Origin of the sequence: Sphingomonas sp. (assembly GCF_051962185.1) — a bacterium.
Lineage (GTDB): Bacteria > Pseudomonadota > Alphaproteobacteria > Sphingomonadales > Sphingomonadaceae > Sphingomonas.
On record NZ_JBQCCN010000192.1, the window covers coordinates 1 to 10,803 of the forward strand.

Annotated in this window: 10 protein-coding genes; 9 read left to right on the forward strand and 1 reads right to left on the reverse strand. The window is 66.4% G+C overall.

Going from position 1 to position 10,803, the window contains the following annotated elements; translation table 11 throughout:
- Nucleotides 1-181: 181 nt before the first annotated feature.
- On the forward strand, nt 182-862 hold the full coding sequence (locus ACTHJR_RS11970) for a response regulator transcription factor (RefSeq protein ID WP_440523432.1): 681 nt from the start codon (nt 182-184) through the stop codon (nt 860-862).
- Nucleotides 863-874: 12 nt separating this feature from the next.
- Nucleotides 875-2,518 (forward strand): sensor histidine kinase, encoded by a 1,644-nt coding sequence (locus ACTHJR_RS11975; RefSeq protein ID WP_440523433.1) that lies wholly within the window; start codon nt 875-877, stop codon nt 2,516-2,518.
- 287 nt (nt 2,519-2,805) lie between these two features.
- Here ACTHJR_RS11975 and ACTHJR_RS11980 read toward each other — a convergent pair whose 3' ends face one another.
- On the reverse strand, nt 2,806-3,804 hold the full coding sequence (locus ACTHJR_RS11980; RefSeq protein ID WP_440523434.1) for an LLM class flavin-dependent oxidoreductase: 999 nt from the start codon (nt 3,802-3,804) through the stop codon (nt 2,806-2,808).
- Nucleotides 3,805-3,882: 78 nt separating this feature from the next.
- Here ACTHJR_RS11980 and ACTHJR_RS11985 point away from each other — a divergent pair, with 78 nt between their 5' ends.
- From ACTHJR_RS11985 to ACTHJR_RS12015, 7 genes are all read left to right on the forward strand, one after another.
- A complete protein-coding gene (locus tag ACTHJR_RS11985) occupies nt 3,883-4,548 on the forward strand; it encodes a pyrimidine 5'-nucleotidase (protein WP_440523435.1) in 666 nt (221 codons plus the stop codon).
- A complete protein-coding gene (gene dapD / locus ACTHJR_RS11990; RefSeq protein ID WP_440523436.1) occupies nt 4,545-5,366 on the forward strand; it encodes a 2,3,4,5-tetrahydropyridine-2,6-dicarboxylate N-succinyltransferase in 822 nt (273 codons plus the stop codon). The genes ACTHJR_RS11985 and dapD overlap by 4 nt, the downstream gene beginning before the upstream one ends.
- A 14-nt stretch (nt 5,367-5,380) precedes the next feature.
- Complete coding sequence (locus ACTHJR_RS11995; RefSeq protein ID WP_440523438.1) at nt 5,381-6,160, forward strand: glutaminyl-peptide cyclotransferase; 780 nt, start codon at nt 5,381-5,383, stop codon at nt 6,158-6,160.
- Nucleotides 6,160-6,783, forward strand: coding sequence for a hypothetical protein (locus ACTHJR_RS12000; protein WP_440523440.1), 624 nt, complete (start codon nt 6,160-6,162; stop codon nt 6,781-6,783). Before ACTHJR_RS11995 ends, ACTHJR_RS12000 begins: the two co-directional genes overlap by 1 nt.
- A 58-nt stretch (nt 6,784-6,841) precedes the next feature.
- The gene (gene glpX / locus ACTHJR_RS12005) at nt 6,842-7,810 is read left to right on the forward strand and encodes a class II fructose-bisphosphatase (protein WP_440523441.1); all 969 of its coding nucleotides are present in this window, start codon (nt 6,842-6,844) and stop codon (nt 7,808-7,810) included.
- Between the two features lie 156 nt (nt 7,811-7,966).
- Nucleotides 7,967-8,716 carry a CPBP family intramembrane glutamic endopeptidase gene (locus ACTHJR_RS12010; protein WP_440523442.1) on the forward strand — a complete coding sequence of 250 codons (750 nt, stop codon included), beginning with the start codon at nt 7,967-7,969 and terminating at the stop codon, nt 8,714-8,716.
- 59 nt (nt 8,717-8,775) lie between these two features.
- The gene (locus ACTHJR_RS12015; RefSeq protein ID WP_440523443.1) at nt 8,776-10,644 is read left to right on the forward strand and encodes a CocE/NonD family hydrolase; all 1,869 of its coding nucleotides are present in this window, start codon (nt 8,776-8,778) and stop codon (nt 10,642-10,644) included.
- Nucleotides 10,645-10,803 lie beyond the last annotated feature (159 nt).

A 10,803-nucleotide genomic window follows, 5' to 3' on the forward strand; every position in this document is an offset into this window, starting at 1 on the left:
ATGATGCGCGGCGCGCAATATCTCGGGCCGGAGCTCGATCCCGACAGCGGCATTTACACGCTCAAGTTCCTGCGCAATGGAACCGTCATCTGGGTGCGGGTCGACGGCCGTTCCGGCCAGATCATCGGCCGCACCGGCTAATCCGAGCTCCCATGAAGGGGCTCGCGCTAAGGGGAACACAATGCGCGTTCTGATCGTCGAGGACGAACCCAATCTCCGCCAGCAATTGCAGAACACGCTCGAAGGGGCGGGCTATGCGGTCGACACGGCGGGCGACGGCGAGGAAGGCCTCTTTCTCGGCGAGACCGAGAGCTATGACGCGATCGTCCTCGACCTCGGCTTGCCCGAGATCGACGGGCTGACCGTGCTCGACCGCTGGCGCAAGCAGGGCAAGACCACCCCGGTGCTGGTGCTGACCGCGCGCGACAGCTGGTCGGACAAGGTCGCCGGGCTCGATGCCGGTGCCGACGATTATGTCGCCAAGCCGTTCCAGACCGAGGAATTGATCGCCCGCCTGCGCGCGCTGATCCGCCGCGCCTCGGGCAATGCCTCGTCCGAACTGACCGCGGGCGACGTCCGGCTCGACACGCGCTCGGGCAAGGTGACGCTCGCCGGCGATCCGGTGAAGCTGACCGCGCAGGAATACAAGCTGCTGTCCTATCTGCTCCACCACAAGGGCAAGATCGTCAGCCGCACCGAGCTGATCGAGCATATCTACGACCAGGATTTCGACCGTGATTCAAACACGATCGAGGTGTTCGTGACGCGCATCCGCAAGAAGCTGGGCCAGGACGTCATCACCACGATCCGCGGGCTGGGCTATAGCCTGGACGATCCCGACGCCCCGCCGCGCGCGGAATAGGGACGGAGCAGCGTGGCCGAGGGACGCGAGATGATCGCCGTGCCGTCGGCGGAGAACCGACCGGGCGATGCCGCTCAGGCACCGCCGGCCGAACGCGCGGCCGAGCGATCGATCCCGCGCTGGCGCGTCTTCATCCGCAAATATCGCCGGACGGCCGAGATCACCGCCTTGACCGTGCTCGGCGCGGGATCGCTCGCGACCTTGTTGCTGCTCGCGCCGGACCAGGTGTGGACGTCGCGCGCGCTGCTCGTTCTGTCGGTGCTGGCGCTGCTGCGGCTGGCCTGGGTGTTGTGGCGCCGCCCGCCGGGCACGCCGCGCGCCGCCGCCAGCGGGTCGCTCGGGCGGCGCATGATCGTCGTCGCGGCCTTGTGGATCGGCATCCTGCTGTCGGGCGGCGGCTATGCGCTCGATCGGGTGCTGACCAGCGCGGTGACGCGCAATTTCGACGACCAGCTCGATTACGTGCTGACCTCGCTGTTCACCTCGGCCGAGATCGGGCCCGATGGTGAAGTCATCTTCAACCGCGAGCCCGCCGATCAGCGTTTCCTCGAGCCCTATTCGGGCCTCTATTGGCAAGTCGCGGCGCGCGGCAAGGAGCCGTTCCCGTCGCGCTCGCTCTGGGATCGCCGGCTCGCTTATGGCGACAACCACACCGACCTCGAGGTCCATGTCTATGACAGCGACCAGTTTTCGGGCGAGAAATTGCGCGTCCTCGAACGCGACGTGAAGCTGCCGGGATCGCCGGTGCGCTGGCGGTTCCAGGTCGCGCAGAGCCGCGACGGGCTCGACGCGCAGATCAACGCGCTCAGGCGGACGCTGGTGCGCAGCTTCCTGCTGCTCGCGCTCGGGCTGATCGTGCTGGCGGGGTTACAGACATGGTACGGCCTGAGGCCCTTGCGGCGACTGCGCGGCGAGATCGCGCGGTTGCGCGGCGGCTATGCCCGGCGGATCGAGGGCGCGATGCCGGCCGAGGTCTCGCCGATGGTCGACGAGCTCAATGCGCTGATCGAGCATAACGACAAGCAGGCCGAGGAAGCGCGCCGCCACGCCGGCAATCTCGCGCATGCGCTCAAGACCCCGCTGACCGTGATCATGAACGCCGCCACCGCCAAGGCCGACGATCTCGGCGACACCGTGGTGCGCGAGGCGCGGACGATGCGGCGCCAGGTCGACCACCATCTCGCCCGCGCCCGTGCGGTCGGGCGGCGCGGGTCGGCGCACAGCCGCGCCGAGGTCTGGCCGAGCCTCGATTCGGTTGAGCGCGCGGTGTCGCGCCTCTATCCCAACGTCCGCATCGACGCCGACGGCGCGCACGACCTCCAGGTCCATGTCGAGCGCCAGGACCTGGACGAGATGCTCGGCAATCTGATCGAGAACGCGGCCAAATATGGCGGCGGCAGCGTGTTCGTGACGGTCGGCGCGCAGGCCGGCTTCGTCGAAATCCTGGTCGAGGACGACGGCGTCGGCATTCCCGAGGAGGAACGCGTCCGCATCTTCGACCGCGGCGCCCGGCTCGACACCGGCAAGCCCGGAACCGGCCTGGGCCTGGCGATCGTCCGCGACGTGGCGGAGATCTACGAAGGCACGGTCAGTCTGGAGGAGAGCGAGGACCTGGGCGGGCTGCTGGTGCGGTTGAGACTGCCGGCGGCGAGCTGACGACGGCGGCTCCAGCCATTCCCCTCCCTGCAGGGAGGGTATCAAGGGGTGGGTGAGCATCGGCGAGGCTCGTGCCTCGTCGATGCTGTTTTGTCGGAGGGCTCTCGAGTCTTTTTGGGCGCGCAGACGCGCGCACCCACCTCCAGTCCTCCCAGTCGTCATCCCGGCCTTGTGCCGGGAGCCGCCGGGCGGCAGGCCTCACGGCTAGAGACTCATGACTATGACGTGCGGCACGGCAGACCCCGGCACAAGGCCGGGGTGACGTGGTAGGGAGGCCGCCGCGTGGCTCAAGCCGCGACCGTCGCCCCGCGCATCACCTCCGCCGCGATCGCCACGCTCTTCTTGCGCGCCTCGACGTCGTAGATCGAGCTCGCGATCATCAATTCGTCGACGCCGGTCCGATCGACGAACGCGCGGATACCGCGTTCGACCGTCGCCGGCCTGCCGACCGCGGAACATTGCAGGACATGGTCGAGGATCGCGGCATGCGGGGGCGGCAGACTGTCGCGATAGCCGGCGACGGGCGGCGGCAGTTGGCGCGGGTTGCCGGTGCGCAAGGCGACGAACGCCTGTTGCTGCGAACTCGCCAGGAACTCGGCCTCTTCGTCGGTGTCGGCGGCGAAGACGTTGAACCCGGCCATCGCATAAGGCCGGTCGAGCTGCGCCGAGGGGCGGAAGTCGCGGCGATAGATGGCGAGCGCCTGGTCGAGCGCGTCGGGCGCGAAATGCGAGGCGAAGGCATAGGGCAGGCCGAGCATCGCCGCGAGCTGGGCGCCGAATGTGCTTGACCCGAGAATCCACAGGTCGGGCCGCGCCCCCGCGCCGGGCGTCGCGCGGATGCCGGTCTGGCCGTCGTCGGCGAAATAGCTCTGCAGCTCGAGCACGTCGCGCGGGAAGGCTTGCGGATCGGTTTCCAGCGCACGCCGGATCGCGCGGGCGACGCGCTGGTCGCTGCCCGGCGCGCGGCCGAGTCCGAGATCGATGCGCCCGGGAAACAGTGCGTCGAGCGTGCCGAACTGCTCGGCAATGACCAACGGCGCATGATTGGGCAGCATGATCCCGCCCGCGCCGATGCGAATCCTGGATGTCGCCGCGCCCACATGCGCGATCACCACCGCGGTCGCCGAACTGGCGATGCCGTCCATGCCGTGATGCTCGGCCACCCAGTAACGATTGTAGCCATTGGCCTCGGCATGGCGCGCCATGTCGGCGGCGTTGGCGAGCGCCTGGCGGACCGAGCCGCCTTCGACGACGGGGACGAGATCGAGCAGCGAATAGGGAATCATCGCGACGAGATAGGAAGCCGTCGCGATTGCTCAAGCCGTGCCTTGCCGCTGTCGGATGCACGCCCTAGAGCGCCCGCCATGCTCGCGCGGCTCGATCACGTCCGGAACTGGATCTTCGATCTCGACAACACGCTCTACCCCCATGAGGCGCGGTTGTTCGAGCAGGTCGATCGCAAGATCACCGGCTATATCGCGCGCTTCTTCGAGGTCGATCGCGACGAGGCCTACAAGATCCAGAAGGGCTATTTCCATACGCGCGGCACCACGCTCGCCGGGCTGATGGCCGAGCACGGCGTCGACCCGTACGAATATCTCGCCGACGTCCACGATATCGAGATGGAAATGCTCGAGGAGAACGCCCCGCTCGCCGCCGCGATCGCGCGGCTGCCGGGCCGGAAGATCATCTTCACCAATGCCGATGCGCCTTATGCCGGCAAGATCCTCGAGCGGCTCGGGTTGGGCGAGAGTTTCGAGGCGATCCACGACGTCCATGCCGCCCAATACCGGCCCAAGCCGGCGCCCGAGGCCTATTCGAACCTGTGCCAGGCCTATGATCTCGACCCGGCGCAAAGCCTGTTCGCCGACGACATGGCGCGCAACCTGAAGCCCGCCAAGCAAATCGGCATGACCACCTTGTGGGTCGACAACGGTTCCGAACAGGCCGAGGAGTCGGCGCGCGATTTCGTCGATTTCACCACCCGCGACATCACCCATTGGTTGCACGATATATTGGAGGAAGAATGACCGACCTGGCCGCGACGATCGACGCCGCATGGGAAGACCGGGCCGCCATCACCACCGGCAAGACCGGCGCGGTGCGCGACGCGGTGGAGGCCGCGCTCGAATTGCTCGACAACGGCCAGGCGCGCGTCGCCGAGCCGGACGCCGCCGGCTGGAGCGTCAATCAATGGCTCAAGAAGGCGGTGCTGCTGTCGTTCCGCCTCAACGACAATGCGGTGATCGACGGCGGCGCGGCGGGCGCGCCGGCCTATGACAAGGTGCCGTCCAAATTCGCCGGCTGGGGCGAGAACCGTTTCCGCGACGCCGGCTTCCGTGTCGTACCGGGCGCGGTGGTGCGGCGCGGCTCGTTCATCGGCAAGAATGCGGTGCTGATGCCCAGCTTCGTCAATATCGGCGCCTATGTCGGCGAAGGGACGATGGTCGACACCTGGGCGACGGTCGGCAGCTGCGCGCAGATCGGCAGGAACGTCCACATTTCCGGCGGCGCGGGGATCGGTGGCGTGCTCGAACCGCTCCAGGCCGACCCGGTGATCATCGGCGACGGCTGCTTCATCGGCGCGCGCGCCGAAGTCGCCGAGGGCGTGCGCGTCGGCGACGGTGCGGTGCTGTCGATGGGCGTTTATCTCGGCAAGTCGACCAAGATCGTCGACCGCGCGACCGGCGAGGTGCTGATGGGCGAAGTGCCGCCTTATGCGGTGGTCGTGCCGGGCTCGATCGGCGGCGGGGACGGCAAGCCGGGCCTTTATTGCGCGGTCATCGTCAAGCGCGTCGACGAACAGACGCGGTCGAAGACCAGCATCAACGAGCTGCTGCGCGACTGAGAGGAGCGGACCCGATGCCCATCACCGGCCTTCTGCTCGGCCTGCTCGGCCTGATGCCGCAGGTCGGCGGCGTGCCGTCATCCGCGCCGGTCCAGGCCGCACGGATCGTCGCGACCTTTCCGCACGATCCGCGCGCTTTCACCGAAGGGTTGTTCTGGCAGGACGGCTATCTCTACGAGAGCACCGGCGAGCTCAATCGCTCGAGCATCCGCAAGGTACGCCTCAGCGACGGCAAGGTGCTCGCCAGCGTGCCGGTCGATCCGCCGCTCTATGGTGAGGGGATCGCGCCATGGAACGGGACGATCCTGAGCCTGACGTGGAAGAACCAGGTCGGCTTTCGCTGGTCGGCCAGGAATTTCAAAAGGCTCGGCAGCTTCAGATATGAGGGCGAAGGCTGGGCGCTCGCCGCCGACGGCAAGGGCGAATTGATCATGTCCGACGGGACGCCCGTCCTGCGCTTCGTCGATCCCGCGACCTTCACGGTGAAGCACCGGCTGACCGTGACCGACGGCGGCCGCCCGATTCCGATGCTCAACGAGCTCGAATATGTCGATGGCGAGATCCTCGCCAACATCTGGCTGACCGACCGGATCGCCCGGATCGACCCGAAGGACGGGCACGTCATCGGCTGGATCGACGTCAGCGAACTCCACCGCCAGTCGGGCGCGACCGCGGTGGACGACGTCCCCAACGGCATCGCCTGGGACGCGAGGAAGCGCCGCCTGTTCGTGACGGGGAAGGACTGGCCTTACATGTTCGAGATCAAGCCGCCGAAGGATGTGAAGCCGGGCTGATGAAGCGAGTCTGGGTAATCGCGATTGCGGTGGTGGCAGGCCTGTTTCTTGGGCCGTTGCTATGGGCGCTCATAGAAGCGACGCTCGACGCGACGCGCAGTGGTCCAGACGCTGCCGACCGCACGGCGATCGCGCTCCAGGATGTGGTCCGCTACGCCGAACCTCAGCAAAGCGATCGAACGATATTCGACCCGCATATCTACGATGTCAGAACGGTGGCTCGGGACTGCAAGGTGCCGTGGGAGTCGCTCAAGTCGATCGATTTCGATGACGGGGCATTCAAGCTGCCCTGGTCGCCAGGCAGGGGCTGGAGCGAATTCACGAGCCGGAGCATTTTCACCGACGTCGACGAACAACAGTCGCTCGACACCGCGGCCCTGAAAAGCCAGACAAGCGTTTTCGAAAGAGCTTTCCTGTTCCGTTGCATCGCTTCCAGCGTTGCTCGACCAGTCTGTCTCGCCCATGTTCGCAATATGACCGGGCGGAACCGATCGTTTGACGATCCCCAGGAAAAGAAGATCTATGCCATCTCGCGCGAGATGCAGCATGAGAACGCCTGCCGTTTTCTTCGTGGCCTGGCCGCTGAGCGGGGCGGCCAATCCGGCGGCGTCTCGACTCCGTAACCCTCTGCGCCTATCCGCGCGCTCAATCGAAGAATTAGACAAGAGGATTGCCCGAACAATGACGACTGCCAGCGACGTTCTCGACCGCGTGCTCGTGCTCGAGATGGTCCGCGTGACCGAGGCCGCGGCGATCGCCGCGTCGACGCTCGTCGGCCGCGGCGACGAGAAAGCCGCCGATGCCGCCGCGGTCGAGGCGATGCGCGGCGCGCTCAACAGCCTCTATATGGACGGCACCGTGGTGATCGGCGAGGGCGAGCGCGACGAGGCGCCGATGCTCTATATCGGCGAGAAGGTCGGCTCGGCGCCGGGCAAGGGCCCCAAGATCGACATCGCGCTCGACCCGCTCGAAGGCACGACGATCACGGCCAAGGCCGGACCCAATGCGCTCGCGGTGCTGGCGATCTCGGAAGAAGGCAACCTGCTCAACGCGCCCGACGTCTATATGGACAAGATCGCGGTCGGTCCGGGCTATCCGGCGGGCGTGATCGATCTCGACAAGACGCCGACGGAGAACGTCAAGGCGATCGCCGCGGCCAAGGGCGTCGAGCCGCACGAGATCATCGCCTGCGTGCTCGATCGCCCGCGGCACGAAGGCCTGATCGCCGAATTGCGGTCGATCGGCTGCGGCGTGATGCTGATCGGCGACGGCGACGTCGCCGGCGTGATCGCGACGACCAATCCCGAAACCACGATCGACGTCTATATGGGCTCGGGCGGCGCGCCCGAGGGCGTGCTGGCCTGTGCCGCGCTGCGCTGCGTCGGCGGGCAGTTCAAGGGCCGCCTGCTGTTCCGCAACGACGACGAACGGTCGCGGGCGCGCAAATGGGGCATCACCGACCTCGACAAGCAGTACGACCTTGACGAACTGGTGAAGGGCGACGCGATCTTCGCCGCGACCGGCGTCACCGACGGTTCGCTGCTCGCCGGCGTCAAGCGCCGCGGCGATCGCATGACGACCAATTCGGTGGTGATGCGCGCGAGCTCGGGCACCGTGCGCTGGGTCAAGGGCGAGCACCGGGTGGGGTGAATTCCCGCCCTCCTTGTTCCCCTCCCGCTTGCGGGAGGGGTTAGGGGAGGGCATGTCCTGAACCGTGAGTAAGGCGACACGCCCTCCCCCCGGCCCTCCCGCAAGCGGGAGGGGAGCTTTGGTCGGTACTTCGATAATGCCTGTTCCCGCTCACCCATGATCAACGCGGTCCTGCTCGCCGTGATGCTGGCGATCATCGCGGCGAACGTCGTTTTCGGGCCGCGCGGCTATCGCCTGCTGGCCGAGGCCGGCCAGGTCGGTCGCAAGACCTTCTATCGCCGCATGCTGATGGCGCAGCTGTCGCAATTCACGCTGCCGCCGCTCGTCGGATTGCTGGTGCTGGGCCGGATCGGCGCGGTGGTCCAATTGCCGCGGGAATTGTGGTCGGCGTCCGCTTTGTTGCGCGACGATGCGCCGGCGGTGGAGATCGATCCGTTTCTCACATCGTTCTTCGGGATCGCCATCCTGGTGGCGATACCGCTCGGCGCCTTCCTTACCTGGCGTCGCCTGCGAAAGGGCAAGGGCACGCCCGCCTATCTTGCCCATCTTTCCGCCCTGCTGCCGCGCGACCGCGAGGAAGTGCTGTTCGGCATCGCGATCTCGGTGGCGGCGGGCATCGGGGAGGAATTGTTCTTTCGATTGCTCCTGCCCATGCTCCTCGCCGCGTTTGTCGGCGGTATTCCGGCGGTGGTCATGGCCGTCCTGCTGTTCGGCATGGCGCACGCCTATCAGGGCTGGAAAGGGGTCACCGTTACCACCCTGGTCGGCGCGCTGCTCACCGCCATGTACCTGATGAGCGGCAGCCTTGTGATCGCGATGCTGTTCCACGCCACGATCGATCTGATGGCGCTGGCGATCCGCCCCGTCATCCGCGGCGCCTGGCGCGCGCCGGAGATCGCCGTCTGACCGATTGACCGCACCGCCACACCTCGACAGGGTGGCGCGCCAAAAAGGGAGAGACTCACATGCGCACCAAGGCGTTGTTGGCGGCCATTCTGATGCTGGGCGCGAGCGGGATCGCGCTCGCCAAACCGCAGACCGCGCCGCCCGCCGTCAGCCCGCTGGCGAGCGAGTTCACCTTCACCAAGGTGATGGTGCCGGTGCGCGACGGCGCGAAGCTCGAGACGGTGATCATCGCGCCCAAGAACGCCAAGGAAAAGCTGCCGATCCTGTTCCAGCGCACGCCCTATGGGGTGCCCCAGGCGCTGCCCGGCGGCCTGCCGCCGAGCTGGAAGCCGCTCACCGACGACGGATACATCTTCGTCTTCCAGTCGATGCGAGGGCGCTTCGGGTCGGATGGCGTGTTCACGCTGTCGACCGCGGTCCATCCCAAGGATCCCAAGAAGACCGACGAGGCGACCGACGCCTATGACGCGATCGACTGGCTGGTGAAGAACGTGCCCAACAATTCGGGCAAGGTCGGGATGTGGGGCGTGTCCTATCCGGGCTTCGCCGCCGCGGTGGCGCTGGCCAAGCCGCATCCGGCGCTGAAGGCGGTCAGCCCACAGGCGGCGTGGGTCGATTACTGGATGTCGGACGACCTCCACCGCAACGGCGCGCTTCGCCTGAGCTATGCCACCGAATGGGTGTCGAGCCTGCAGATCGACAAATTGCAGAACAAGGAATTGAGCCTCGACGGATTCACCGACGCCTATGACTGGTATCTGGCGATGGGCCCGGTCGAGAATATCGACAAGAACGTCTTCAAGGGCAGGGTGCCGATGTTCACCGCGCTGCTCGACCACCCCAACCACGATTCCTTCTACACCGACCAGAATTGGCAGAATGCGCTGGGCAAGACGACCGTGCCCACGCTCAACGTCGCGGGCTTCTGGGACCAGGAGGATCCCTGGGGATCGTGGCAGATCTACGCCAAGGAAAAGCAGAACGATCCCGACCATCTCGCGCAAATCGTCTCGGGGCCGTGGCGGCATGGCGGCTGGCAATCGAAGGGCGATTTCCTCGGTCCGATCCCGCTCGGTACCGACAGCGGCACCCAGTTCCAGACCCAGATCCAGGCGCCGTTCTTCGCCTATTGGCTGCACGGCAAGGGGCCGCGGCCCGATTTCACCGCGAAGATGTTCGAATCCGGTTCGAACGTCTGGAAAACCTATGAATCCTGGCCGCCAAAAGGCGCCAAGGATACCGATCTGTATCTTCACGACGACGGCTCGTTGTCCTTCACCGCGCCGAGCGCGGGGGAGGCGTGTCGCGATTATGTCAGCGATCCCGCCAACCCGGTGCCGTTCCGCAAGCGGCCGATGAGCCGGACCTATGCCACGCCCGACTGGGTGTGGTGGGAAAGCGACGACCAGCGCTTCGTCGATCATCGTCCCGACGTCCTGAGCTACGTCTCCGCGCCGCTGGAGCAGGACCTGACCGTCACCGGCAAGATCGCGGCGACGCTGATGGCGTCGACCAGCGGCACCGACAGCGACTTCGTGGTCAAGCTGATCGACGTGCTGCCCAGCGATTTCGAGAATACCGAGGGCAAGAAATGGGCGGTCGGCGACTACGCCAAGACGCTCAACGGCTATCAATGGCCGATCGCGATGGACGTCCGCCGCGGACGCTTCCTGGCGAGCGACACCAACCCGCAGCCTTTGGTGCCGGGCAAGGTGGTCGCCTGGGACGTGCCGCTGCGCGACCACGACCATGTGTTCAAGAAGGGCCACCGGATCATGGTCCAGATCCAGTCGACCTGGTTTCCGGTAATCGACCGCAACCCGCAGACCTTCGTGCCGAACCCATATCGCGCCAAGGCGAGCGACTTCGTCAAGGCGACGCAGAAGGTGTGCTCGGGATCGAAGGTGACGCTGCCGGTGATGGGGTGACTTAAATCCTCCCCGCTTTGCGGGGAGGGGGACCATTCGCGCAGCGAATGGTGGAGGGGGTTCTTCTCAACGGACTCGTTTGCCGCACGCCCCCTCCACCAAGCCGCTTCGCGTCTTGGTCCCCCTCCCCGTAAACGGGGAGGAATTAGAATCGCCTAG